Origin of the sequence: Shewanella morhuae (assembly GCF_003028295.1) — a bacterium.
Lineage (GTDB): Bacteria > Pseudomonadota > Gammaproteobacteria > Enterobacterales > Shewanellaceae > Shewanella > Shewanella morhuae.
This window is the reverse complement of record NZ_PYSG01000002.1, coordinates 1,186,814-1,212,621: the sequence shown is the minus strand read 5'-3', so window position 1 is coordinate 1,212,621 and position 25,808 is coordinate 1,186,814. Positions and strand designations below refer to the sequence as shown.

At 43.5% G+C, this 25,808-nt stretch carries 24 protein-coding genes and 1 pseudogene; 10 read left to right on the top strand and 15 right to left on the bottom strand.

Annotated features, from left to right (window positions below):
- Positions 1 to 258: a cell division topological specificity factor MinE gene (minE, locus tag C9I43_RS05895; RefSeq protein WP_007648439.1), complete on the top strand. Its 258-nt coding sequence runs from the start codon at positions 1 to 3 to the stop codon at positions 256 to 258.
- A 91-nt stretch (positions 259 to 349) separates the two neighbouring features.
- Here minE and rnd read toward each other — a convergent pair whose 3' ends face one another.
- From rnd to tsaB, 7 genes and pseudogenes are all read right to left on the bottom strand, one after another.
- Positions 350 to 1,459, bottom strand: a complete 1,110-nt coding sequence (gene rnd, locus C9I43_RS05890; RefSeq protein ID WP_107882699.1) for a ribonuclease D — start codon at positions 1,457 to 1,459, stop codon at positions 350 to 352.
- Positions 1,460 to 1,529: 70 nt separating this feature from the next.
- A pseudogene (fadD, locus tag C9I43_RS05885) lies at positions 1,530 to 3,202 on the bottom strand (long-chain-fatty-acid--CoA ligase FadD).
- A 204-nt stretch (positions 3,203 to 3,406) separates the two neighbouring features.
- A complete protein-coding gene (locus tag C9I43_RS05880; RefSeq protein WP_076500214.1) occupies positions 3,407 to 4,270 on the bottom strand; it encodes an alpha/beta hydrolase in 864 nt (287 codons plus the stop codon).
- A gap of 21 nt (positions 4,271 to 4,291) precedes the next feature.
- Entirely contained in the window at positions 4,292 to 5,104 is an 813-nt protein-coding gene (locus C9I43_RS05875; RefSeq protein WP_107882697.1) for a class I SAM-dependent methyltransferase, read from the bottom strand.
- A 211-nt stretch (positions 5,105 to 5,315) separates the two neighbouring features.
- The gene (locus C9I43_RS05870; RefSeq protein ID WP_076500218.1) at positions 5,316 to 6,041 is read right to left on the bottom strand and encodes a M50 family metallopeptidase; all 726 of its coding nucleotides are present in this window, start codon (positions 6,039 to 6,041) and stop codon (positions 5,316 to 5,318) included.
- The gene (locus C9I43_RS05865; protein WP_107882695.1) at positions 6,034 to 6,339 is read right to left on the bottom strand and encodes a hypothetical protein; all 306 of its coding nucleotides are present in this window, start codon (positions 6,337 to 6,339) and stop codon (positions 6,034 to 6,036) included. The genes C9I43_RS05870 and C9I43_RS05865 overlap by 8 nt, the downstream gene beginning before the upstream one ends.
- 103 nt (positions 6,340 to 6,442) lie before the next feature.
- Positions 6,443 to 7,156, bottom strand: a complete 714-nt coding sequence (gene tsaB, locus C9I43_RS05860; RefSeq protein ID WP_107882693.1) for a tRNA (adenosine(37)-N6)-threonylcarbamoyltransferase complex dimerization subunit type 1 TsaB — start codon at positions 7,154 to 7,156, stop codon at positions 6,443 to 6,445.
- A 338-nt stretch (positions 7,157 to 7,494) separates the two neighbouring features.
- Between tsaB and hemB the strand changes: the two genes are divergently transcribed.
- Entirely contained in the window at positions 7,495 to 8,478 is a 984-nt protein-coding gene (hemB, locus tag C9I43_RS05855; RefSeq protein WP_076500224.1) for a porphobilinogen synthase, read from the top strand.
- A gap of 84 nt (positions 8,479 to 8,562) precedes the next feature.
- Here hemB and C9I43_RS05850 read toward each other — a convergent pair whose 3' ends face one another.
- Positions 8,563 to 9,468: a bifunctional methionine sulfoxide reductase B/A protein gene (locus tag C9I43_RS05850; RefSeq protein WP_107882690.1), complete on the bottom strand. Its 906-nt coding sequence runs from the start codon at positions 9,466 to 9,468 to the stop codon at positions 8,563 to 8,565.
- A 362-nt stretch (positions 9,469 to 9,830) separates the two neighbouring features.
- On the opposite strand from C9I43_RS05850, the gene C9I43_RS05845 reads away from it, so the two are divergent.
- Both C9I43_RS05845 and ylqF read left to right on the top strand, forming a co-directional pair.
- Positions 9,831 to 10,670, top strand: a complete 840-nt coding sequence (locus tag C9I43_RS05845) for an isopenicillin N synthase family dioxygenase (protein WP_107882687.1) — start codon at positions 9,831 to 9,833, stop codon at positions 10,668 to 10,670.
- 148 nt (positions 10,671 to 10,818) lie between these two features.
- On the top strand, positions 10,819 to 11,757 hold the full coding sequence (gene ylqF / locus C9I43_RS05840) for a ribosome biogenesis GTPase YlqF (protein WP_076500230.1): 939 nt from the start codon (positions 10,819 to 10,821) through the stop codon (positions 11,755 to 11,757).
- 142 nt (positions 11,758 to 11,899) lie between these two features.
- Here the strand turns inward: ylqF and C9I43_RS05835 are convergent, their stop codons facing one another.
- Complete coding sequence (locus tag C9I43_RS05835; protein WP_107882685.1) at positions 11,900 to 12,382, bottom strand: low molecular weight protein-tyrosine-phosphatase; 483 nt, start codon at positions 12,380 to 12,382, stop codon at positions 11,900 to 11,902.
- A 151-nt stretch (positions 12,383 to 12,533) separates the two neighbouring features.
- Positions 12,534 to 13,451, bottom strand: coding sequence for a DNA ligase (locus C9I43_RS05830; RefSeq protein WP_107882683.1), 918 nt, complete (start codon positions 13,449 to 13,451; stop codon positions 12,534 to 12,536).
- Positions 13,452 to 13,729: 278 nt separating this feature from the next.
- Here C9I43_RS05830 and C9I43_RS05825 point away from each other — a divergent pair, with 278 nt between their 5' ends.
- Positions 13,730 to 14,101 carry a diacylglycerol kinase gene (locus C9I43_RS05825; protein ID WP_107882681.1) on the top strand — a complete coding sequence of 124 codons (372 nt, stop codon included), beginning with the start codon at positions 13,730 to 13,732 and terminating at the stop codon, positions 14,099 to 14,101.
- A gap of 21 nt (positions 14,102 to 14,122) precedes the next feature.
- On the opposite strand, the gene hdfR is transcribed toward C9I43_RS05825, so the two are convergent.
- A complete protein-coding gene (hdfR, locus tag C9I43_RS05820; protein ID WP_107882679.1) occupies positions 14,123 to 14,992 on the bottom strand; it encodes an HTH-type transcriptional regulator HdfR in 870 nt (289 codons plus the stop codon).
- A 108-nt stretch (positions 14,993 to 15,100) separates the two neighbouring features.
- On the opposite strand from hdfR, the gene C9I43_RS05815 reads away from it, so the two are divergent.
- From C9I43_RS05815 to C9I43_RS05805, 3 genes are all read left to right on the top strand, one after another.
- The gene (locus C9I43_RS05815) at positions 15,101 to 15,556 is read left to right on the top strand and encodes a MaoP family protein (protein ID WP_107882677.1); all 456 of its coding nucleotides are present in this window, start codon (positions 15,101 to 15,103) and stop codon (positions 15,554 to 15,556) included.
- 20 nt (positions 15,557 to 15,576) lie between these two features.
- Entirely contained in the window at positions 15,577 to 16,572 is a 996-nt protein-coding gene (locus C9I43_RS05810; protein WP_107882675.1) for an ATP-grasp domain-containing protein, read from the top strand.
- 430 nt (positions 16,573 to 17,002) lie between these two features.
- Positions 17,003 to 17,866 (top strand): hypothetical protein, encoded by an 864-nt coding sequence (locus C9I43_RS05805; RefSeq protein ID WP_107882673.1) that lies wholly within the window; start codon positions 17,003 to 17,005, stop codon positions 17,864 to 17,866.
- A gap of 94 nt (positions 17,867 to 17,960) precedes the next feature.
- Here C9I43_RS05805 and C9I43_RS05800 read toward each other — a convergent pair whose 3' ends face one another.
- Entirely contained in the window at positions 17,961 to 19,583 is a 1,623-nt protein-coding gene (locus C9I43_RS05800; RefSeq protein ID WP_181317854.1) for a M28 family metallopeptidase, read from the bottom strand.
- 191 nt (positions 19,584 to 19,774) lie between these two features.
- Here C9I43_RS05800 and C9I43_RS05795 point away from each other — a divergent pair, with 191 nt between their 5' ends.
- Positions 19,775 to 20,800, top strand: coding sequence for a GGDEF domain-containing protein (locus C9I43_RS05795; protein WP_076500243.1), 1,026 nt, complete (start codon positions 19,775 to 19,777; stop codon positions 20,798 to 20,800).
- Between the two features lie 58 nt (positions 20,801 to 20,858).
- Here C9I43_RS05795 and C9I43_RS05790 read toward each other — a convergent pair whose 3' ends face one another.
- The 3 genes from C9I43_RS05790 to pdsO all read right to left on the bottom strand — a co-directional run bounded on the left by C9I43_RS05790 (position 20,859) and on the right by pdsO (position 24,778).
- Positions 20,859 to 21,560, bottom strand: a complete 702-nt coding sequence (locus C9I43_RS05790; protein WP_107882669.1) for a class GN sortase — start codon at positions 21,558 to 21,560, stop codon at positions 20,859 to 20,861.
- A 10-nt stretch (positions 21,561 to 21,570) separates the two neighbouring features.
- Entirely contained in the window at positions 21,571 to 23,871 is a 2,301-nt protein-coding gene (locus tag C9I43_RS05785; protein ID WP_107882667.1) for a marine proteobacterial sortase target protein, read from the bottom strand.
- A gap of 76 nt (positions 23,872 to 23,947) precedes the next feature.
- On the bottom strand, positions 23,948 to 24,778 hold the full coding sequence (gene pdsO / locus C9I43_RS05780) for a sortase-associated OmpA-like protein PdsO (RefSeq protein WP_107882665.1): 831 nt from the start codon (positions 24,776 to 24,778) through the stop codon (positions 23,948 to 23,950).
- A gap of 255 nt (positions 24,779 to 25,033) precedes the next feature.
- Between pdsO and pdsR the strand changes: the two genes are divergently transcribed.
- On the top strand, positions 25,034 to 25,726 hold the full coding sequence (pdsR, locus tag C9I43_RS05775; protein ID WP_076500247.1) for a proteobacterial dedicated sortase system response regulator: 693 nt from the start codon (positions 25,034 to 25,036) through the stop codon (positions 25,724 to 25,726).
- Positions 25,727 to 25,808: the final 82 nt, after the last annotated feature.

Sequence of the window (25,808 nt, the reverse complement as noted above, 5' to 3'; positions counted from 1 at the left end):
ATGTCTTTACTCGACTATTTCAAAAGCAAGAAAAAGCCTAGCACTGCGGTAATGGCAAAAGAGCGCCTACAGATCATTGTGGCTCATCAACGAGGACAAAGGGATACTCCCGATTATTTCCCGCAGATGAAGCAAGAAATTATTGCCGTTATCCGTAAATATGTGCAGATTTCTGATGATCAAGTGTCCGTACAGTTAGATCAAAACGACGATAACCTATCAGTGCTTGAGTTAAACGTCACTTTGCCTGACAGATAAGTGATACGTCGATAATAAAAGAGCATCATCTTCTGTCGAAGATGATGCTTTTTGTGGTTACTTTCAAATATCATTTCAAACACTTAAGCTACTAGACTTCAAGCTTTGCTAGAGATTCCGCGGCTAATTCACCTCGCCAACCGCATAATACTGCGGGTAAATCCCCTTGTTGTTTATCCCAACGCCATTGCAAAAACTCATGAATATGACGTTTAGAACCAAGCATTTCCTGCGGTACATCATGCTGTTCACACAACGTAACCAAGCAGTTTTTAATAGCTTTAAAGGCCGATTTGTAACTTGGTTTTAACGCCAACACATCCACTAATTCAGGTAAATTCACCAAATCAGCAGTTTGTAATACACGTAGTAGGTCTTTACCGTGAATGCGTTTTTCCTGCTCAGTTAAATCATTAAGCTTAAACAAATCGGTTAAGGTTTTAGGTTGCTTCTTGGCTAAGGCGATAAGCCCATGGTCTTTAACAACAAAACCTAAAGCTAAATCACGTACTAAGGCTTTTTCAAGACGCCATTTAGCCAGCACTTTAAGATAAGCTAATTGAATTTCGGTTAGCTGAAAAGCATTTTTTACTTTCAAATAAGCGGTGTCGGGATCGGGATCAGTAAGCCTGCCCTGAGTCATTCGTTCCCCTTCTTCGTATAACCAAGCTAAGCGCCCTTTTGCACTGAGTTTAGCTTCAAGTTGAGGATAAAGTTGATACAAATACAGGACGTCATTCGCGGCGTAGCTTAATTGAGCTTCCGTTAACGGACGGCGGATCCAATCGGTACGTGACTCGCCTTTATCAATGATTTCACCAAGGCAAGTTTCAACCAATTTGGCATAACCGACCCCATGACCCATTCCACATAACGAGGCGGCTATTTGGCTATCAAACAATGGCGTGGGCTGGCATTTACCGTAATGGGCAAAGACTTCTAAATCTTCACTGCAAGAATGCACAAGCTTAATAATATTAGGATCTGCTAACAGCGCCCAAAACTGTGATAAATCCGGTAATGCAACCGGATCAATTAATGCTAAGGTTTTACCGTCATAGGCTTGAATCAAACCTAACTTGGCATAATAAGTACGGGTACGGACAAACTCGGTGTCTAAGACGAGTATTTTACTTTGTTGGTATTGGGCAACGAGGGCATTAAGGCTAGCTTCATTACTCACATATTGAAACGCTGACAAATTCTTCTCCAGATCCTGTGGGTCAATCACAGTCCATAAAAACAAAAGCCGGCAAATGCCGGCTTCAATCTTACGCGTGCTTAACTTCGTCTCTAAGCTCTCGTCGCAAGATTTTACCCACGTTAGTTTTAGGTAACTCGTCCCTAAATTCTACCAGCTTCGGCACTTTATATCCCGTTAAATGAATACGGCAGTGCTTAATGATGTCCTCTGCGGTTAAAGATTTATCTTTTGTCACCACAAATACCTTAACTAGCTCACCGCTGGCTTCATTTGGTACACCTACTGCGGCCACTTCGATCACTTTTGGATGCATAGCGACAACTTCTTCCACTTCATTTGGGAATACGTTAAAGCCTGAAACTAAAATCATGTCTTTTTTACGATCAACAATATAAAAGAAACCCTTTTCATCCATATAGCCGATATCACCCGTGGCTAACCAGCCATCAGCGTCTATCACTTTGGCCGTTTCTTCTGGACGTTGCCAATAGCCCTTCATTACCTGTGGGCCTTTACCAAACAGCTCACCTTTTTCGCCTTGTGCTAACACATTACCATTATCATCACGAATTTGAATGAGTGTTGAAGGCGCTGGAAAACCAATAGAACCGTTGTAGCCAGCTAAATTATAGGGGCAACACGTTAATAAGGGTGACGCTTCTGTCAAACCATAACCTTCGAGTAAACGGGTTTTAGTAAGAGCTTGCCACTTATCCGCCACCGCTTTTTGTACTGCCATACCGCCGCCGATAGACAGTTTTAAGCCCGAGAAATCTAGTTGAGCAAATTCCTCACTATTTACCAGCGCATTAAATAAGGTATTTACACCAGTCAATGCGGTGAAAGGATATTTTTTTAACTCGGCCACAAACCCTGGAATATCACGAGGATTGGTGATAAGTAAGTTCTGACTGCCTTTGTGCAAAAATAAGAGGCAATTCACAGTCAACGCGAAGATGTGATACAGCGGCAACGCCGTGACAACAAACTCGCTGCCATCGTCTAAAGCTGGAGAATAAGCACCATCAGCCTGCAGTACGTTAGCCACGATATTGCCATGGGTCAACATAGCGCCTTTAGAAACCCCAGTAGTGCCACCTGTGTATTGTAAAAAAGCTAAGTCGTCTTTAGTGACCTCCGGTTTGATGTACTGCATACGACGACCCCTTGATAGGGTATCGCGCATCGATAAAGCATGGGGTAAATCGTATTTTGGCACTAATTTTTTAATGTACTTCACTACAAAGTTCACTAAGGTGCGTTTAGGCGCACTTAATTGATCACCAAGACGGGTAATGATCACACTTTTTATTGGAGTTTGATCAACCACTTCTTCTAAGGTGCGGGCAAAGTTTGACACTACTACAATGGCTTTAGCACCTGAGTCAATCAACTGATGTTTTAGTTCACGGGGGTATAAAGCGGGTTAACGTTAACGACAACCATACCGGCACGCAATACACCAAATAATGCAATGGGATATTGCAATAGATTTGGCATCATCAAAGCAACACGATCGCCCTTTTCAAGTTTTAATTCATTTTGTAAATATGCAGCAAATGCGCGGCTACGTTCTTCCAATTTGCGATAGGTTAACGTGGCACCCATGTTGATAAATGCAGGTTGATCTTCATACTTAGCCACCGCAGTCTCAAACATATCGACGAGCGATGAGTATTGCTCAACATTTATTTCAGCAGGCACATCTTTTGGCAAATGATTAATCCAAGGCTGATCCACTACTCTCTCCTATATCTCCACAATTGTGGAAACGATGTCCATACAAGCGTCAATACTCGATAAATACCGAGTTAAAATACCGGCTTACATTTTATAGTTATTGATTTACTCGTCAAAAATCATACGAGCGTTTTAATTTTGATCATCATCACATAAAAAAAACAAAAAACCTAGTGCCTTTTTATGTGACTAAAAAGTGACGCATTAAACAAACTCTTGGATCAAGCGAGCAACGCCTGCTGCATTACCCATGTGTACGTGGTGATCGCCCTCAATAATATGTTCAGACAAATGCTTAAACCACGTTCGAGCCTTAGGTATTGCGCTCTGTAACTGGTTAAAACCCTGCGCTCCACAAACCAGCAAAGTCTCCACCAAGATATCCTGCATCAAGGCATCAACTTGGGCAAAGGTGATACGCTGGGGTGAATCAAACCTCAACCGTGGATCGCTACGCCAACTCACGCCCTCAACTTCTGATTGCATATTGCGCTCAACTAACAGACGACACCAAGGCTCAGCCAACCCAGTTAAGTGTGCCCTTGCCTTTATTGCAATGTCGATGCTGTCATAACGCTTTACTTGCAGATGCTGCTGCGTTAAATACTTCTCATGTTGGTAGAAGCTTTTTCTCAATCGAGCCTTAGCTTGCATTGCTGGCTCAGACAGTGGACTCAAAGCTTCAATTAATACCAGCTTATTGACCTTTTCAGGAAAGGTGGCAGTGTAAGCCGAGGCAATTATTCCCCCAAGTGAATGTCCGATTATCGCAATAGGCTTTTGTGGTAAAGCAGTTAATAGCACATCTAAATCATACAGATAATCAACCCAATGCAAGGGGTAATGACCCGGCCTATGTGCCGAAAAACCGTGTCCAGGCCAATCTATCGCGAGAATTTGGTACTCAAGTAAATATGCGGCTAAAGGCTCAAAACTGTTGGCATTGTCTAGCCAGCCATGCAAAGCAAGTAATAACGGTTTATCCTTCGGCCCCCATAATCGCCCCGAAAGCTTAATATGAGGTAATACAAATTCGATTTGATTTTTGGGGGCGAAAGATTGCCACATAATGCCTCTAATGTCAGCCGATTAAGATGATTTTTTGACGAATTTAAGCGTCATACGGTCACTTTCACCAATCGCTTGATATTTGTCTTTATCTGTATCACCCAAACCAAATGATGGGGGTAAAGCCCAAACACCTTTAGCGTAATCCTTAGTGTCTTTTGGATTAGCATTTATTTCTGAGGTTTCAACTAAGGTAAAACCGACTTTTTTAGCTAAATCAATCATACTGGTTTGATCCATATAACCAGTGCTGAGATTCATGCCTTCATTCGCTCGATGTTCTACTACACCAAAAATACCGCCATCCTTTAGTACTTTGTACGAGGCGACAAACACATCTTCTAGCTGATCAGCCGATGCCCAGTTGTGTAGATTACGGAAAGTTAATACCAGATCAGCACTGCTATCGGCGCCTAAATCCATCTTATATGGCGGATCAAACGTAATCATAGTGGCATTACCGAGAGTATCTTTATTCGCCGTCATCCACGCATTATATTTAGTGCCTGCATTAGCGCGATAACGATTTCCGGGAGTATCTGTTGCAGGTGCAGTTTCAAAACTGGCCGCAATATAATGACCTTCTTTAGCTAAATAAGGTCCTAATATTTCGCTATACCAACCATTACCTGGCCAAAGTTCAACCACTGTCTGTGTTGGTGTGATTCCAAAAAAGTGTAAGGTTTCTGCGGGGTGACGATAAACATCACGGCTAACATTTTTAGCCTGACGAAAATCGCTTTTTAAAACTTTATCTAAGCTTTCATCAGCGTAGGTTACGCTCGAACATAAACCAGCCATCAGTAAGCTGGCAACTAAGGTAACTTTTTTCATTATAATTCTCCATGGATACCGAAAGTCTAAGCTAGCAGTCAATAGCCAAAAATCCAAGGAATAGAAGTCGTAAAACCTAGGTTTAAGTGACACAAGTGGTTATGGCTCAAAGTGATGAGTCAATTAATCTTTATCTAAACCCACAAACCGCAAAACATAAAAATGCCTGAAGAAAGCACAATACGTTTGAGGTATTAAAAGATCTTATGAGTTATCGATTTGCAGCGTTATCGACACGGCGCCACGTCAAATACAAGGCGCAGGCACTGGTTAATAACCAAAGTCCTACCCAAATCCACGCGGGGATCCAAGAACGCTCCGCTAACATCACCGCATCACCTTGACCAAGTCCTAGCAACACCGTTGGACTTGCCAGCGCATTGAGCATGATCATCAAGCCAATAATACGTAAAAACTGGGTCAAGATTTTGTTTTGGCTAAGTTTTAGCGGTAATAACAAAATGATGGTCAACACGGCTAAAATCGCTAATGTGAGAAGATCTCTACCCCAAAGTAAGCCGCTTAGCACCACTAAAGCGCCCAGTAAGGCAAAGCTCACACGGATCCCCTTTGGCCAAGTCGCGAGTAAGTAGATTAAATATCCCCAGCAAGCCGCGCCGAAATACCCCGCAAAACCAATCAATAGCGGCGACCCCCCTTGGCTAAAGCAAAAGCCAGCACCATTAGGAAACAGCTGAATATGGCTGACAATGCCCGAACTTAAAATAGTCGCAATACCGTGGGATAATTCATGAAAATAACTTTCAAGCCATTTAAACGGCACGCTTAAATAGGGAATACGGGTGATCAATAAGGCAAAAACCAGTTCGATCATAAACAGGCCACGGCTAGGAACACCGCTGGCGGCAGTAGCGGTTAATTTAGAAGAGGAGAATAGTGAGGCAGAACGATGAGGCGTTTTTTGATCATCAAGCATATAAATCCACACCCACCATTTGCTGAATTTCATCGCGTTTGGCGGCATGTTGGGTTTGTAAATACTGGGCTATTGCCCCTTGGTGACCGCGGGTATCTTGTTCATACTCAAGATGTGCACCAAGTCTTGATTGTAAATTTCCCGCAGCGTTTTTAGGCTTATCTAAACTGACGGCTTCGACGGCATCTTGCTCAATCACTGGGCGTGACGATTCAGGCGCCGTTAGCCCCTGAGCAATAGCGGGCCTATTACTCGCTACGGCATTCGTCAAACTCGTTTGATTCACATTAATCTGCATCAAGAAGCCTTAAGTTTTATACCATGCATCGTTAATAACATTAGCGTTACGCGGCTAAAATTCTAACGCACCGATTAGCCCAAAAACAATCAAAAATCACGGTCTACTCACGACCTGGTAGTTTTTTCCATGTGACGGTATCACGTAAATATACCGGTTCAAGCGCATCTACAGTGGTTACCAAACCAGCTTTTATGCCTATTTCAGCCAGTATCAGCATAGCGCGTGCATCGGGATATTTCACGGAATTAAGCACTAAAATACCTTCACCGAGGGTGAGTAATTCTGGGTAAGCGTCAAAACCTGTGCCACAACCCACAATTGGCGCTTGAGTATCGAGCTGAAGTTGCACGTCAGCGGGCGCGCTAACCATTTCTTTACCGATTAAAGTGGCAATACCGTTGATGGCCACAAACTGCCCCCAATAAACTTCGCCCATGCGTGCATCAATAGTACATAACACTTGCTCAGCTTGATGTTCACGTATCGCCCTTTGTGCCATTGCGGCTAAGGTTGAAATACCAATGACAGGTATATCTAAACCCAGTGCCAAACCTTGAGTCATGCTGGTACAAATACGGATGCCCGTAAAGCTGCCGGGGCCTCGACCGTAGGCAATTGCAGCCACTTTATCTACGCTAATACCTGCTTGTTTAAGCACTGAATCGACCATAGGTAACAAACGCTGGCTGTGTTCACGTGGGGCGTCGGCAAGTTCAGCATAAATCTGACCTTGATATTGCAGTGCCGCGGAGCAAGATTCAGTACAAGTATCTAAGGCCAAAATACAAGCTGGGTGTTCGTGTGTTATTGTCATTTCAAAACCGGATAGCGGGCAAAATATCGCATCAAATTAACTGTTGTTGTATTTTGCGAATATGCCATGAGGAAACTGACGCAAATAATAACATCAAATCCCCGAAAACAAAGGCCTATACACGCAACTCAATTAAAATAACGCTCGGATAACATGCCGCTGCAAACGAGCACGAGAGTAATAAGTGTGATCTAAGTCAATGATTAATAAACCTGTTCCCCATTATCATTCTTTTAGGAAACTTTTTTCTCTTTGATTGTCAGAGCAGACAAGTATAAATTGAAGCCATCCCTTGCCATTGTACGATTGCATTAACCCGCCTTCGATAAGGAAAACCCATGTTAAACACTCCTCCATTACGTCGTCTAAGACGCTTACGTAGCTCAGAAGCCATGCGCGATCTGCTGCGCGAAACACATATTTCACTGAGCGATCTTATTCATCCCCTATTTATTGAAGAGCACATCACCCACGCAGTGCCCATTTCAACGCTTCCTGGTATTAGCCGTTTACCTGAAAGTGCACTGGCAGAAGAAGTTCGCGAACTATATGCACTTGGGATCCGCTATGTAATGCCCTTTGGTATATCCCATACTAAAGATGATAAAGGCAGTGACACGTGGAACGACGATGGTCTACTCGCCCGCATGGTGCGTACCATTAAAGCTGCCGTACCAGAGATGATGGTGATCCCCGATATTTGTTTTTGTGAATACACTGATCACGGTCATTGTGGCGTGGTACACAATAATGAAGTCTGTAACGATCTCACTGTTGAGAATTTAGTCAAACAATCAATCACCGCCGCTACAGCAGGCGCCGATATGCTAGCGCCATCAGCTATGATGGACGGCCAAGTTAAGGCGATTCGCCAAGGTCTCGATGCCGCAGGGTTTGAGCATGTGGCGATTCTAGCCCACTCGGCAAAATTCGCCTCTTCCTTCTATGGCCCTTTTAGAGCCGCAGTAGATTGTGAACTCAGCGGTAATCGCAAGGGATATCAGCTTGATTATGCTAACGGCCGCCAAGCCCTGTTAGAAGCCTCATTAGATGAAGCCGAAGGCGCCGATATTCTGATGGTTAAACCTGGTACACCTTATTTGGATGTACTTAGCCGCTTAAGACAAGAAACTCATCTGCCACTCGCGGCCTATCAAGTAGGCGGTGAATATGCCGGCATTAAGTTTGCCGCCCTTGCTGGTGCTTTAGATGAGCGCGCAGTGGTCACTGAAACCTTTATTGGTTTAAAGCGTGCTGGGGCGGATCTAATTGTTAGCTATTACACTAAACAATATGCCCAGTGGTTAGCTGAAAGCCGTTAATTACGTTTCTGATTAATAAAGCGCATAAAAAAATGCCACTTTAGCAGTGGCATTTTTTATTTAACATTTTATGCGCTAAATAGCTTACGCCTTTTGTAATTCCGCAAATAACGCTTTAATTTTCTCGACCTTAGGCCGCACGACCATTTGGCAATAAGGCTGCTCGCCGTGTAAGGCAAAGTAATCGTTATGATAATTTTCAGCAGGATAAAAAGTATCAAATGCTGACACTTGGGTCACTATTGGCGCATCAAACACTTTTGCCGCCTCCAACTGAGCCAGCATTGCAGTGATTTGATCTATCTGCTCAGCATTGTGGGTAAACACCACAGAACGATATTGTGGCCCCTTATCATTACCTTGGCGGTTAAGTGTGGTCGGATCGTGGCTCTCAAAAAAGACCTGCAACAAGGTTGTAAAATCAATTTCCTCTGGGTTGAACTCGATATGCACAACCTCTGCATGGCCAGTTTGGCCCGAGCAAACGGATTTATAGTCGGCATCATGGGCTTCACCGCCAGCATAACCTGAGGTGACATTTACTACGCCTTTCAAATTGTTAAAAATCGCTTCAACGCACCAGAAACAACCCGCACCAAAAGTTGCAAAGCTATTTGATGCTTGCTCAACAGCATCATCGATCCCTTTGAAAACCATAGAAACGGAGTTAACACAATGACGAATATTGTTAGGTGTTAACATCTCACCTTCAAATACATGGCCTAAGTGACCACCGCATTGGCTACAGACAATTTCGGTTCTGCGTCCGTCGGCGTCGATATTACGAGTCACTGCGCCGGCTATCTCATCATCAAAAGCTGGCCAGCCACAATGGGCATTAAATTTATGCTCGGAACGATACAGAGGCGCATGGCATTTTTTGCATAAATACAAACCCTTAGCATCATGCTCATAATACTCACCACTAAAGGGGCGCTCAGTGCCTTTCTCTTCGATAACATAGTGTTCAAAATCGGTCAGTTTATTCATATTAGTGCCCTTTCAACTCACGTCGTTGTCTATTTCGATACTCTTTGATTAAGGAGCAAATTCATTAGGAAGTTAAAAATAAGACCTACTCCAAGCAAGATTTATTGCAGTTGCCTTCAAAACGCTTATGTTAAGCGCGCCAATGGCAATAAATTCAATGCCCCATATTAACGGGTTTAGCGGCTAAAATCTTGCCGTTCAAGTAAGACCTAATATAAGTCTTGATGTCGTCGATTGTATAAGCGATGAAAAATACAGCAGTTGCTACCACTCACCCGCGCTGAGTATTTGCACCTACTCCAGCGCACGGCTACACTTGCTGCGGGTCAAATTATAACTATATATAATAAGTAGAAATTTAAATGAAATTAGAAACCATTGATTACCGCGCTGAAAATAGTGCTCAACAATTTGTTGAATCACTAAGGGAAACAGGCTTTGGTGTTTTATCGAATCATCCGATTGATAAACGCTTAGTTGAAGATATCTATACCGAGTGGCAAGCCTTCTTTAATTCAGACGCTAAACACGACTATATGTTTAAAAAAGAAACCCACGACGGTTTCTTTCCTGCGTCAATTTCTGAAACTGCCAAAGGCAACACAATCAAAGATATTAAAGAGTATTACCACGTGTATCCTTGGGGCCGAATTCCCGATTCGCTGCGCGCCAATATTATTGCCTATTACCAAAAAGCTAACGCGCTGGCCGCTGAATTATTAGAGTGGATTGAAACCTACTCACCAGACGATGTAAAAGCTAAGTTTTCGATACCATTGCCTGAGATGATTGCCAATAGCCAAAAAACCTTATTACGCATTCTGCACTACCCACCGATGACGGGCAGTGAAGAAATGGGCGCAATTCGCGCCGCGGCTCATGAGGATATTAACCTTATCACTATACTACCTGCAGCCAATGAGCCAGGGCTACAAGTGAAAGCTAAAGATGGTACTTGGTTAGATGTTCCCAGTGATTTTGGCAGCATTATTATCAATATCGGCGACATGCTACAAGAAGCCTCTGGCGGTTATTTCCCATCAACTTCACACCGCGTAATTAACCCAGAGGGCGCAGATAAAACCAAAGCACGGATTTCACTACCATTATTCTTGCATCCCAATCCTGCCGTTGTGCTGTCAGAGCGTTATACCGCCGACAGTTATCTGATGGAAAGACTGCGCGAACTCGGGGTTATCTAAGCCTTAAAAACGGCTATAAAACCTGAATTAATCCCAGAGACAGTCAAGGATTAAGCAATTGAAGCGCCCTCGGGCGCTTTTTTTATGATATTTGTCACCTTCAAGGTAGAATAGCCGCTCTTTAAGTTATTTAGGACAAGGCGTTATCATGGCAATTCAGTGGTATCCAGGGCATATGCACAAAGCACGCAAAGAGATTGAAGAGGCAATGCCTCAGGTCGATCTTGTTATCGAAGTGCTGGACGCGCGTATCCCCTACAGTAGCGAAAACCCCATGGTGACTCAGCTTAGAGGCGACAAACCTTGTATTAAACTGCTGAATAAATCTGATCTGGCTGATCCTGAGATCACCGCGCAATGGATTGAATACTTAGAGCGTGAGCAAGGCGTTAAGGCAACGGCAATCACTACACTGCAAGCGGCTATGGTAAAAAAAATCCCTGATATTTGCCGCAAGTTAGTGCCAAGTCGCGATAAAACTGAAAAAGATATTCGCACTATGATAATGGGCATTCCCAACGTAGGTAAATCCACCATCATCAACACCTTGGCTGGCCGTGTCATCGCTAAAACCGGTAACGAACCCGCAGTGACCAAAACCCAACAACGCATCAATTTGCGTAACGGTATCGTGCTATCGGACACCCCAGGTATTTTGTGGCCCAAAGTAGATAACGAAGCCAGTAGCTATCGCCTCGCCGTCACGGGTGCTATCAAAGATACCGCGATGGAATATGAAGATGTGGCCTTGTTCGCCGCGAAGTATTTCTTAACCGCCTATCCCAAAGAGATTTGTGAGCGCTACAATCTCAGCGAATTACCCAAAGATGATGTGGCTTTACTTGAAGCGATTGGCCGTAAACGTGGCGCCCTGCGTCCTGGTGGTCGTATTGATATGCACAAAGCATCTGAATTATTACTGCATGAATACCGCTCAGGCAAAATCGGTTTACTCTCATTAGAAACGCCTGCGATGGCCGAGATAGAGAAGATTGAAGTCGCCCGTGTTTTGGCCATAAAAGAAGCTGAGAAAGAGGCTAAACTGGCTAATGAGCGGCTTAAACGTTCAGGCAAACGCCACGATTAATCAATGAGCAGTTGAGCAGTTGAGCAGTTGAGCAGTTGAGCAGTTGAGCAGTTGAGCAGTTGAGCAGTAAGTAAGCCAGTATATTCAATGTGCTGGCTTTTTATTACGAGATATTTAGCAATATATAAGCGTTAACTCACCGTTATTTTGGTGTACTTGATACAAGATTATTAAGCAAGGTATCCATGCTCTGCTCTAATAAATCTAGCACTAATTCAAAACCTTCTGCACCACCGTAGTAAGGGTCCGGCACCTCACTGACTTGCGTATTACCGTAAGCAAGCATTAGCTGTAATTTATGCTGATACTCGAGCGGACAACGATACCGCAGATCCGCTAAATTGACCTTATCCGCCGCGAGAATTAAATCAAAATGCTCAAAATCAGCATCTACAATCTGCCGAGCCCGCATTCCTTCAAAACTAAAACCACGCATTTTGCCCGCGGCAATAGTACGACTATCGGGTTTATCGCCTTGGTGATAGCTCATAATACCAGCAGAATCCACCTCAATATTCAGCCTTCCCTGCGCAATCTTAGCGCGGCACACTGCTTCTGCAGTAGGTGAGCGACAGATATTGCCCATACACACCATTAATATGCGTTGCACTCTTGCTTGCTTCATTATCTTGTATACCTCTATCGTCAAAGCGCTTTTACAGTCATCATAAAGTGATGGGATGTCGTTTGAGCCTAGATTATCAATCTAAGACAACATAAAACTGACTTCATAAGTCATAATTTCGATAAATAGTCGCGAGTCAATCTATGCTCGACTATTGAATGTTATTTGTAGTCACATCACTGCGTATTCGTAAAAAACTCGCGAAACGGGGTAAGCCGTTCACTGTAAGGCCTAGATATTTGTAGGTAATAGTCACGCCTACCGCGGGGGGATGTTGACGCTGTGCAAGACTAAAACCAGTGCCAATACTAAAAACTCGCCCATCTGGTGTTTGTACTCGCAATGCGCCCATCTGCCCTGCAAATTGACCTTTACCCGGAATGTGGGCAATGACTAAAGCTTCAGCATCATAATAAGGTTTTAACTTCATCAAATTAGGGTTACGGCCAATCATATACATTGCAGAACTGCGATGGAGCATTAATCCTTCAGCGCCTTTAGCCACAAGGGTATCCAGTTTTTGATACAAAGCCTCAAGACTTGCTAATTGGAACTGCTTTATGACTTCAAGGTAATTCGATTTACCGCTCAGTTTAGCCTGCGCAAATTGATAACGACTATTAAAGTCACCACCCGCCTTTGGTACATCAAATATCATAAACCGTACCTTGCGCCAATCTTCCTCATTAGCAACACTTTGCCGGATTAAACTCGACATGGCTTCAAACTGACCTCGACCGAGCCATAATTCACCGTCTAAAGGATAATCCGGAAAATTCGCAGTAAACCAAATAGGCGCAGCAATAACATAACCTTGTCGAGTGAATAATGCCTTACCGTTCCAGTAACCTCGAACTCCGTCGAGTTTTTCACTGATCAAAAAATCTTTAATATTAATGTCTTGCTGTACTTTATCACCATCAAACACGGTTGCCAGTTGTATTGGTGGCGACACTTGTACAGCCGAAAAAGCAGGCAAACACTGAAACAAGCTAAATAGCAGAGTAAAGACATACCACCTAAGCGATGAGTAATATGTTAAATATTGTAACTTTTTCATGTGAGTCATTCCTTTGCTCGCTTCTAGTATTGCCCAACATCAAGCTTAGATCGAACAACTAAAATTGCATCCAAATAACCACAAAAACCACTAACCCACTAAGTTAACAAAGAATGTTAACCATCAATTTGCTCAGTTAAGTGTTTATACGCTTATGAACTCAGGCTATACTGCGGCGCAATTTATTAACTTGGTCAAATGTTACAAACGGGTATTTTTTGCTTGATTGCTCTTATTTGAACCAGCAAAGTCTCAGCGCTTTGGCGCTAATGTTAATTGGAAACATGATGAAACCAGCCAACAATCACGGCATTAAACGCATTGTCAGAGCTACAGGCTTTTCAATGAAGGGCTTAAAAGCGGCTTGGATACACGAAGCCGCCTTTAGACAAGAATTAATCTTAGCAATCGTGATGTTACCTGTGGCGCTGTGGGTCAATATCAGTACGATTGAACGCTTAATGCTGATTCTAACGTTATTTATCGTATTGATTGTAGAATTGCTCAACTCGGCGATTGAAGCCGTGGTTGATAGGGTTGGTAGCGAAATCCACCCACTCAGCGGCCAAGCCAAAGACATAGCATCGGCAGCCGTTTTTATGAGTCTTGCGCTGTGCGGGTTAACTTGGCTGGTCGTATTGACGCCTCTAGTGCTCTAACACCGATGTTTAGACCGATGTTTAGATAGTCGCATGAGCAAACACTGAGCCATCGTCTTTTAAAAAGCCGATGGCTTGTTTTATTTGAGCTAAGCGATCGTTTTCCGCCCAATAAGCCACATACACATTACGTGAAATCGCATTCGCGCCACTAACAAGATGTAATTCACCGCAGCGCAAAGCATGCTGTACTAGGTGCTCAGGCAAAAATGCACAGCCGCCATTATTTAAAATAAAATCTAAAGCAATACTCGCCGAACTGGTGTGGAGTGTAGGCACCGGCAATGAAGCATACTCCTGCGCATGGACAATATTAAACGCCGTTCCCCAATCTACTTTCACATACTGTCCCGCCACAACGGCATCGACGCTTTGATCGTTAATACTCGACACTAACAGCAGATTAATTTGTCCCAGTTGCTGTAATTCAAATTGTTCTAGTTTGGGGGGATCAAATGAAATCGCGATATCAAGAGTACGATCCATTAATTGGCGCGTCATCGCATTGGTCGGTAAGACTTCTGTGCGCAGTGCAACGCCAGGCAACCCCACATGCAATCCTTGTAAATAACCCTGCAGATAGGCGTCCCAAATATTCGGCCCTGCGCCAATAGCAAGCTGAGTCGATTGTAACTGACTCAAGGAAACATCTTGTTTAGCCCGCTCCCACGCCGTCAGTACCGCCTCAGCGTGGCCGAGCATACGCTCGCCCGCTGGCGTAGGTTGAATGTTATTGCGTTGACGCTCGAATAACGCGACACCCAAGATACTTTCAAGTTGCTTAACCCGAAAACTCACCGCACTGCGAGTCAAATAAAGGTTTTCTGCCGCTTTACCAAAATGGCGAGTACGGGAGACTTCAAGAAAGGTTTTTAGTAAATCAGTATCCATAAAAATTCTTGACCAACATAGACAAATTTTTTTGATTTATAAATCAATAATACTAGCCAATACTCCAGTTGCAAATCTTTGTGTATCAAAAACCAGAAGGTAACTGCCATGTCTGAACAGACTTTTCTAAGCGCTAACAAGGGTTCTGAGACGTTTAACGGCTCAGCTACTGTAAGTTTTAACTCTCAAAAACGTTTTTACGATGATGCTAATTTCCCCAAAGGCTTTAAACGCAGCGGTGATTTCACCAATAAAGAAGCTGAACTTCTTGAATTGTATGGACATGCGATGAAGAATTTAGCCGAAGGTAAAACCTTACCTTGTACCGCTGAAGAAGCCCAATTTGTCGAAGTCGCCAAAGGAAATATCGCGCCCAGTAGCTTGTTAGAACAGATCTGGGTAAAGTATCGCAGGCTCGCCATGGGGAAGCCCTTTTATGCCGTGGTTGGTACAGTGCATTTGCCTGCAACCAAGCCCGAAATAGAAATAGAACTCGAAGCCGATGCTGTATTTGATATTGAAGATGATGTTCAGGATGAACCTGAACCTGAGGATAAAGAATGATAATTAAGGTTTGCTACTAAATGCGTGGTTGGATTTTATATAAAGAAACTGCGACTCAGCTAAAACCTGAATGGTATGAAATTGATCGTTTACTGGCGTCAGCCAAAGCTGACAACATCGAGTTGACAGTTTACGCACCAGATGAATTTGATTTAACTGTCACCAGAGAAGATAACAAGAGTATTTTATTGAATGGGCAAGCCGTCGAGCTGCCTGATTTTATTATTCCGCGAATGGGCTCAGGTACGACTTACTTTGCTTTAGCCATTATTCGCCACTTAGAACGATTAGGCGTGTATTGCCTTAACCCTTCTAAAGCCATTGAAATTGTTAAAGACAAGCTATTCTCCCAGCAGTTGTTGGCCGAGAAAAATTTGCCAACGCCTAAAACCATGCTGGTTAAATTCCCTGTCGATATTAATCTGGTGGAACGTCACCTAGGTTTTCCTGTGGTGATTAAAACACTTTCTGGCTCACAGGGCAGCGGCGTATTTTTATCCCATAAGGCACGAGAATTCGATGATTTAATGCAATTAATTGAAGCGACCAACAAAAACGCTAACATTATTTTGCAAGAGTTTATTGCTAACAGTCATGGCCGCGATCTACGGGTATTTACGATTGGGGGTCGTGTTGCGGGTTGCTATGAAAGGCGCGGTCAGGAAGATAGCTTTAAAGCTAACGTGAGTGCGGGTGGCTCAGCGCGCCCATTTCAAATCACACCTGAAATTGAATGGTTAGCCACCCAAACAGCCAATATTCTCGATCTTGATGTTGCGGGTATCGATTTATTATTCGATAACGGCCATTATAAAATCTGTGAAGCGAATTCATCTCCAGGATTTGAAGGTTTGGAGTCTTGTTTAAATGTGGATATAGCGGCGCAAATTTTACACTTTATTCGTATCCGCTTAGGCATGTTTAATAAAGACGAGCCAAGTAGCCCTAAAATAGTGGCAGACGGTACATCAGCTAATATTGAAACTAATAATATGGCAACGCTGGCATCGAGCTAGCCTCTATCGACCTTTAAGACCGAAGAAAAATATTTAAATAAGCATAATATCTAGCGGTATCTGCCGCTAGATATTCTAAAGCTAATGACTCCCCTGCATTTATTTACCTTATCTTTCATCTTCATGAGTATCACTCAAATTGTTCCGCTACCCCTAGCAATAATAACTTCGATAATTTACCGCGAATATGTTGCTCATCTTTAAGCTTCAATCGAAAATGAATGTGATTTATCGCTCAAATTTCACACAGTCGCATAAAAGTTATACATAAACCATTTTTGATCACAAAAAAACAGCGTGTTGAAAACATTTTATTCACATTTTTATATTTGCTGTTAGACTGCCAATGTCGATTTTTTATCGAATATTTAACAACAGCAAAATCTAATCATTAAACATAATAAAAATAATGCTGGAGTCACTACTTAATATGTCGATCCGCTTGTTACCCCTAATCATAGCGTCACTCGTGAGCAATCAAGTGCAAGCCGATGATTTTACTATTGAGTTCGGTGGTTTCTATTCGCAATCAGATACAAATATGGAAGTTACAAACCCTATTTCAGGTAATAATTTTACCTTGGACTATGAGTCTGACCTACAGTTAGCCGAAAACGAGTTTTTACCTTTCATCGAGCTAAATTATCACTTTAACGAACGTCACAATATCTACCTAGACTGGAAGAAACTCCATAGAAACGCCGAAACCCAAGCATTATCTAAGCCCTTTCTGATCGAAATTAATGATAATATTTATGATATTAAAGCCGGTGGCAGACTGAATTCGACTTTAAATATTGATGTGCTGCGATTAGGTTATGGCTATGATGTGTTTCAAAGTAGTAACTATGACGTAGGTTTGTCGTTTGGACTGCATACCATGTTTATCAAAATGGGATTTGAAGGGGTAATCGGAGTTTGTTCCTCTTCAGAATTAGTGAATAATGTCTGTGGTAGCCAAGCTATTCCGCGCATTGTTGACGAAAGTGTCACCGCACCTCTGCCAGATGTTGGTATATATGGCCACTATGAGTTTATCCCCGGTTGGCAATTTACCGGCCATGCACAATATTTTTATGTAAAACTCAATGATGTAAAAGGTAACCTCGTTGATATTAAACTCGGTGTTGATGCACAAATCACTCCGAATTGGCGTATGAATGTGGCCTATAATTACTACGAAGTTGACGTTGATATCGCCCAAAACTCACCCACTAAAAACACGCAAATTGCGAACTATAATATCTATTACAGCTTTACTGGTCCTATGCTTTCAGTTAGCTATACCTTTTAATTAATAAGTATTCTTCTTTGTGTATTATTAAATATCTAAAACGGCACAACAAAATGGCGTCTACTCGACGCCATTTTACTTAAACGCGTTTCAACTATTTACGGCCATCTAGTTCACGTTTGGCTTTAAAGTCTGATGACTCAAGCCAGTGAGGCCAATCAGTGCCATTAGCTAACGTGGTAAGCATACTGGCGATTAAATCAAGATCTTGCCTCACGCCTTCCAATGACCAACTAGGATCATAGTCATCCGCGGCTTGGTGGTATTTATGGGTGATATAATCGGGATCGGTATCCCCAAGACTCATGAATAACAGTCCTGGGACACCTTGCTGGGCTAGCGCAAAGTGATCGGATCTGAACATCAAACCATTCTGCGGTCTTGGATCGGCTTTCACCGAGCGTTCTTGCACCTTAGCTGCTTTATCTAAGTATTGTTCTAACTCAGACACTCCCTCCCCATAACGCAAGACGTAATTCACGCCTTGATTCATATTCATGCCATCGATATTTAAAAAGGCGACAATATTTTTTGTTGGCACACTGGGGTGCTGAGCAAAATGCTGCGCGCCAATCAGACCGGTTTCCTCTGCCGTAAAAGCACTAAAAAGAATAGAACGTTCTAATGGCGCAGTACTCGCTTGCTGCTTAAAGTATCGAGCCAATGCTAGAACACCAGCCACACCGCTGGCATTATCGACCGCACCATTTAAAACCTCAGGTTTTCCGTTTTCAATCACAGTGCCAAGATGATCCCAGTGGGCGTGCATCATGACAACCTCATCAGGGCGAGTTTTACCTGGTAATAATGCTGCAACGTTATGGGACTGTGCGCGTTCAATTTGATTAATTAATGTAAGTTGTGCGGTGAGCTTAAGCGGTATTGCCTTAAAGGCTGGTTTTGCTGCTTGCTGTTTTAAAAGATCAAAATCTAACCCTGCTTTAGCAAAGATTTTTTGCACAGTTTCGTGCTGAACCCAGCCCATAATACCAACTTGTCCTTGGTTATTATTGGCATCAACCAATGTAAACTTAGTCCCCGTATTAGAGTTTTGCACCACGCCCCAACCATAGGCTGCCGGAGCTGTTTCGTGCACAATAAACACAGCCTCTGCGCCTTGACGCGCGGCTTCTTCATACTTATAAGTCCAGCGGCCGTAATAGGTCATGGCATTACCTTTGAACACTGCGGGATCTTGAGTAGCAAAGCCAGGATCATTGACGAGTACAATAACGGTTTTGCCTTTTACATCTACCCCTTGGTAATCATTCCAGCCATATTCCGGCGCATTAATACCGTAGCCAACAAACACTACGTCGCTATTATTTAAGCTGACTTTTTCGGAGACTCTTTGGGTTCTGGCAGTAAATTCACTGCCATTGGCAAACTTAAGACCACCGATATCAAGCTGCATATGTTGATCTGCGCTAATTTGCGCTAAAGGAACCGCTTGTAAGTAACTGTCACCAAATCCGGGTTTTAGACCCATATCTTTAAATGCTTTTACTAAATAGTCTAAAGTTAATGTCTCACCTTCAGATAAGGGCGCGCGTCCACCAAAGGCATCGCTCGCTAGCGTTTTAACATCGGTTCGGTATTGCGCGAGATCGAGGCTTTGCATAAATGTTGTGTCAGCAAAGGCAGGAAATGAGACCGTGGCCATCAGACTGGTGGCTAAGATGATATTTTTCACAACTTTCTCCCAAGTTATTATCATTATTTAATTTTAAGGATAAACTTTACCATATCATCTTCTATTTATGATGGCAGCCATGCGTAAACAGAATCACTACTGCTAGGTAAAAACAATAATAACACCTTTTACGTACCGATATTTTTATCGCTGAGGCGACGTAAATAGTAAAAAAATTTTAATATCCGTGCATTTTCATTGAGTAAGGTAACAATATGTCGTTAGAGTTATTACAAATTGCGGCACTCAATCTCAAAAAAGCAGTGCCTTTGATGCTCAAACATAAAATTCCGACTACACCGGTTAACTATGCACTTTGGTACACTTATGTTGGAGAGCAAAACCCTGAGTTAAATCGACAACTCGATACAGTGATTTCCCAGTACAACACCTGCCCTCCCGTTAGTAGTGAACTATTATATCGCCAATATGTTGCCGATCCGGTCGAGCTCGATGTAAGAGGAATGCGCCAGAGTTTAGATGCTATGGTGACTGAGTTATCCCAATCACTCAAAGATACTAATTTGGATGCTAATGACTTTCAGTCGCGTATTGATAGTAATTTTGAAAAACTCAATCGTATTGAAGATGAAGGCTATAGTGTCGAACAGGTACTTGATTTAGTACGCAGCTTAGTGAAAGAGTCCGACAATATTCGTTCTAGCACAGAGTTTTTTACGGGCCAATTGCAAAAAGCTCAAACCGAAATCGATGCCTTAAAGAAAAAACTCGAACAAACAGAAAAAGATGTACTCTACGATGCCCTAACAGGCTGTTTTAATCGCCGCGCTTTTGACATCGATTTTAGCGGTATGTTGGCGCAAGCCCCATTAGGCACCTGCGTGATTTTAGTCGATATTGACCATTTCAAACTATTTAACGACACCTATGGCCACCAGCTTGGCGATCAAGTATTGCGAGCTGTGGCTAAACGTTTGCAGGAATCTTGTCGTGATGGCGTGAAACTGTATCGTTTTGGCGGTGAAGAATTTGCGATTATTGTGCCTAAAAGTCAGTTACGTGTCGCTAGGCAACTAGCCGAAGGCATGCGCCGTGGTCTTGAAAAGCTTAGTTTGAAAGACAGACGCAAAGATGAACGTATCAATAATATCAGTGCTTCATTTGGCGTTGCCCAATGGCAAGATAAACAAACGGGTATGCAGTTGATTGAAGCGGCGGATAAATTGCTTTATGACGCCAAGCGTTTAGGCCGAAATCGAGTATTACCAATAAGTAGTTGATTGCTACCTTAGCCTAAATCGGATTCAAACTTAGGCTAAGGCTTACGTTATCTTTATATTAATGTGTAAAGCGGGACACACTGACAACATTTCCTTGCGACTCACTCTCTATTGCAGCGGGTATACCTTTACGACCCGTTTGCAGTAGCTCATCATCAACCGGTATGGCTTGCACCACAAACCGTAATTCAGCGCCACCTTGAAGCGCCTCAAAGGGATAACAGGTAATCAAGGTTAGACGATTATCATCGGACGGTGCCATAAATTGGGTTGCCGTTTCATGCACGACTTGAGTAGCAACTACTTCATAAATAATGTTATTTCCCTTGAGTGTTTGTAGTGATAAACGGCGACCTACCGCCATGCCATTGAGTATTGCAAAATGTGTGTCCCTGTGGCCGGCAATCACAGTGTTACCTATTTGTCCCGCTGGCGCACTGGATAACATCATACTTGGGCCAAAAGCCAAATTTCGTCCAGAAGCCCCCGCCAGGACATATAAACTGTCATCAAGCTCAGCCTCACTAGCCGTATTCTCCGCGGGCTGGCGGTAAATAGACAATTTTGCAACTGGGTAAGTATCCGCCCATGACCAAGGCTTATGGGATTTGCCATCCGCTAATGTTTTAGTCCATGCCTGTTCAATCAAATACTGGGCAAAGTGTGCTTTAGCCTGCATATAGAATCCCTTTCCTAATAATGTTGCGCCAATTAAACATAATCCCACCACTAAAAATCGCTGCGTTCTCGCTTTGCTCATAGCTCGTAACTCATTGTTCACAAGCCAATGTCATTAAGGCGGCCTTATCTTCTTGTCTTTGCCGCTGAATCGACCTTGCCAGCATTAAGGCTAGTAGCAAGGTAAACGCACCAAGCAGCATATCCAAACGACTTGAAGTGGCGGTTTGCGGTAATACGCCAAATGGCTGCCAGCCTAGAGGTAAGTGTTGACGCACCACAGCATCACGGCTGGTCGCAGTTGAATCGATTGGCGTTAAATCAACTGCCACTAAACTAGTGTAGGCGCTGACTAAGTGATAGTTCATCGATAGAGCCGTAACTTGCTGTTTGACCTTGTCATCATTGGCGCCATTTTTACTGAGCTCTAATGCGGCGATTTGTTTACGGGCCCAGAACAAATCTAACCCCGTGCTTTGATGGGTAATAAGGTCCGCGGCGTTATCCTGCAATGATAATGACTGTTGCCAATTTTTGTGACCTTGACGTCCTGAAATCACCAACTCCTGCGGCTCACGGGCACCGCGTTTAAGGCTAACGAGCACAGGCTCACCTCGATATAAATCAGCAATCGGTGACGGCCAATAATCGGGAACACTGCCATCGTCATACCGTACTTGAATATCAGTTAACACGGGATATTGAATTTTGCTCAGCAAAGTGCTGATTTTCTCATCGACCTCATCAACTTTACCAATATAAGTAAAAGTGCCACGACCGAGCTCAGCTGCTCTTTGCATAAAATGTGAATTTGGCGCTGAACCTATGCCAACAGTAAACAAACGGCTCTCACCTATTTGGTAGCGGATTAAGTCAAACAAGGCTTGTTCATTACCCACCGAGCCATCTGTCATAAAAATCACTTGGCGTAGAGGCTGCGATGATTTTGTCGCTTCATTAGCCATCGACTTGGGTAATGCAGCATCCAGTGCCAACGCCATCTCAGTGCCACCATCAGCTTGTAAACGGTTCACAAACTCACGAGCGCGGGACAAATTAGCCGAGGTCGCAGCTAATGGCGTTGCAGACAGCTGAGATAATTCTGAGTTAAATTCGATAATGTTGAAATAATCTTCTGGTTTAAGTCCCTTTAACGCGTACAACAGTGCATTTTTAGCTTGAACGATAGAATCTCCCGCCATCGAGCCCGACGTATCAATCACTAGAATTAGTTCACGGGGCAAACTCGGCTGGTTACTTTTTTCAACCTTAGGCGGTAGCACCATCACTAAGCTGTAGTTATCTTCACTTGCCTTCTTATCTTTGCTTGTGTCAAACGTATTTTGAGACACGGTATCGCTATTAGATTGATGAGTTTTACCTTGTTGATTAAATACCCAAGCAATAGGGCTTGTGCCTTGCTTTACACGCCACTGCAATACAAAGTCACGGTTTGTGGGCACACTTTGAGCCAGTGACACATCAACGGCGCCGCTATTAGCTTGATTAAGGTTGATGTCATGATAAAGACTCTCAATCGACGCTTCATCGACACCCTTTGCCAGCAACACTTGGATATTCGCATTAAGTACAGGATCGCGCCCACTTGCTGCATCTCGCACTGGCGCAATAATCCGGTCGGCATCAAATACCTGCGAGCTGGTCACTCGGCTCGATTGGCTTCCCTGTGCTATAGGATCACTTGAATCGCTACCACTTACGCCAGAGGTTAAGCCCGGAATATAACGAGGCGCGACCACCAGCGGAAAACGTAAACTAAACACACCATCTTCATATTTAATGGTCTCTTGGTAACTAATTTCTACTATCAATTCCTCTTGAGGTGCTAGATTTGCCACTTCAGTGGTGAACATATTCGGCCGTTCTTGGCTGACTAAGCTGGCACGTTTTCCCTCCGCTTTTGCCTGCTCAAAAATCTGCTTAGCCTCGGCCTTTGGGTGAATTTGTCCTTCAATCACTCGTTGGCCTATGTGTAATCGCAGCGAATCCACCGCAGCCTCATTGGGTAACGGAAACAAATATTGTCCATTCAACACAAACTCAGTGTTGTTACGAAAAACTTGTTTCACGCTGACGCGGTTACTTAATCCAGAGACTTGCATGACCACTTGGGTATCAAGTGGCAAGGATGGCACCCAAGCACCACTCTGTTGACGGTAAAGCAACGTGCCTTGGGTAATATCATCAAAATTAATGGCTTGCGGCTCTATAATATTTACCTGAGTCGAAGCTATATTTTGTGGCTCTGGCAGTGTGCCAGTGCTATTAGGTGAAGCTAATGCCACAAAGGGCAAACACCAACACACAGCAGCACTAATCAGCAGTATCACTATGGTTTCACTGACTTCTTTTACCCTTTTCCCTGTGACCATCACAAAGGCTTCCTTCTATTAAATAATATAAACTGACTAATATAAACGCTATAAAATAGATGACGTTACGAGGCCGCTACTCAGCTGTGCGCTGTGCCATCATGGTTATGTGTGGTTGCAGTGTTAAGGTTACGCGGCGATCAAATACATCCGATTCTTTATCTTGCAGGGCTTGCAATGGCGATAATGCGCCAAAGGCTTGGGTGGTCATGCGCGGTGCAGCAACGCCTTGCTGAATAAGGTAACTACGTACTTCCAGTAAACGCTGCTCAGAAAGTGCTTGGTTGTAGCTAACATCCCCTCGGCGGTCGGCATAGCCCTTAAGCTCTAAGTTAAGCTCTGGTGATAAATTCATCACCTCGGCCACATCGTCTAATTGAGGTAAAAAGTGTGCTTCGACCTCAGAGGAGCCCGTACGAAACTGCACATTAAGTCCTAATGCTAATTCGCTGAGTAATTGACGCTGTGCTGACAACAATTCATCAAGCTCTTGCTGCGCCATGGCATATTCGCTCGCCTGTTTTTCAGTTTTTTGCTGCTTTGCACTCAGCAAAGATAACTCGGACTGTTGCAGGTGGAGTTGTCGTTGCTGCACTTGCAACGTGTCAGTGTCGCCAACGGATTTACCAATCAAGGTACCGGTAAGAGCGCCAATAATTGCGCCAACAGGACCACCAACCAATACACCGACCAATGCCCCACCACCTAAGCCGATTAAGGTTTCAACTTCGTCATCTTCATGGCTGTATTCATTGTCTGTGGCCATATCGTTAACATTGGCAGCGTGCTCTAAGGTTTGATCTTGTCCAAGCGCTTGGTTTTTTAATGAAACCCGCGCAAAAACACTGGCTACGGGCGCACTTAATAGACTTAACACCAATAGATTAATTAGCGTTTTTTTCATCATCCATTCCTTTCTGATTATTCTCGATGCTGCACTCATCCCTGAAATCTCAAATTCAAAACCGCATCAGGTCAAACAGGTGCAAAACTAATAAGGCTATTAAACACAAATGGAATGGCATGAGCAGGGATAGAAAATGGCAATGCAACTATCAATTGTGGCAACAAAATGGCAATTGTATTTGTGGTCTTTTTTCTCGGGTAAAATCCTGTATAGTCACGAAAACTTAAGTCCCAAAGGCAATAGGAATATGGCTCTATGAAGCGTATCGCTATAGTGGAAGATGAAGCGGCCATTCGTGAGAATTACAAGGACGTGCTGCAACAACACGGTTATAGCGTGCAAACCTATGCCGACAGACCCTCGGCCATGTTAGCCTTTAACACCCGTTTACCAGATTTAGCCATTATTGATATTGGTTTAGGTAATGAAATTGACGGCGGTTTTATGCTATGTCAGTCGCTGCGTGCGATGTCTAGCACGCTGCCCATCATCTTTTTGACCGCCCGCGACAGTGACTTTGATACTGTGTGTGGTCTGCGTTTAGGCGCCGATGATTACTTAAGTAAAGAAGTGAGTTTTCCGCATTTGACTGCGCGTTTAGCCGCTTTATTTCGCCGCTCTGAGCTTGCCGCCAGCCAAACACCGCAAGAATATCTGCTTGAGCGAGGGCCACTGACAATTGATGCCAACCGCATGCAAGTCTATTGGAACCAGTTACCGATTGAACTTACCGTCACCGAATTTTGGATGGTGCATGCGTTAGCTAAACATCCTGGCCATGTACGCAGCCGGCATGAATTAATGCAAGAAGCTAAAATCTTTGTTGATGACAGCACGATCACCTCCCATGTGAAACGTATTCGCAAAAAATTTATCGCTAATGCGCCAGAGTTTGACTGTATTGATACTGTCTATGGCATGGGTTATCGCTGGGATAGTTTAGCCTAGACTCGTTTACCCTAGCCTAAGCGCAACAACAGGCTCCTTATACTATTTAGACCATTGATATAATGGGTAAAAATAGACAGAC